At 41.4% G+C, this 594-nt stretch carries 1 protein-coding gene; it reads right to left on the bottom strand.

Annotation, left to right across the window (positions count from 1 at the left end; genetic code table 11):
• On the bottom strand, positions 1–584 hold a 584-nt coding region (locus QNI15_RS38930), incomplete at its 3' end, for a transposase (protein ID WP_314037612.1).
• Between the last annotated feature and the right edge of the window lie 10 nt (positions 585–594).

Genomic DNA, 594 nt, shown 5'->3' with positions numbered 1-594 from the left:
CGTCGAATATGGGCATTGCCTTTTTTACTGATCCGACCCATACCTACCCGTTTTCCCGATTGGTTTTCAATTACATCATAGCCAGCATAACTACACAATTGTGCCTGATTCTCGATCAGAGCAAACCCATCGGTTTCAGCTACAATCACGGCAAAAGTCATCAAGCCAATACCTTTGATTGAGTTGACACAGCTATACTTTTTAGCTAACTGTGGATCTTTCTCGATCACTTGTCGGATTTGCTCTTCGAGTGATTGGAGTTGGGCAGTGATAGACTTGAGTACCATTCTAAGTGACTTACTGGCTTGTTTCAATTCATACATACTTGCCTGTAAGGCATGTAAACGATTGGTCAGGGCTGTTTTCTGAATTTGCAAATCCTCATGTAAACGAGTTAAACTGCGTAAATGATAAATGGCTTTGGAAACAGGTTTCCAGCAAGGCAGGGTTTTTTCTGCACACATCTGAGCTAGCCCTTTGGCATCGAGTTTATCATTTTTACTTTTATAGCCCATACTTTTCAGATACGCTCGGGCTTTATTGGCTAGTATCACATGAACCTGCATCATTTCTGTTTGCATCATTTCTGTTTGC

This window comes from Xanthocytophaga flava (genome assembly GCF_030068545.1).
Taxonomy (GTDB): Bacteria; Bacteroidota; Bacteroidia; order Cytophagales; family 172606-1; genus Xanthocytophaga; species Xanthocytophaga flava.
Note: the sequence above shows the minus strand (reverse complement) of the source record. Positions and strands in the feature narration are given on the sequence as shown.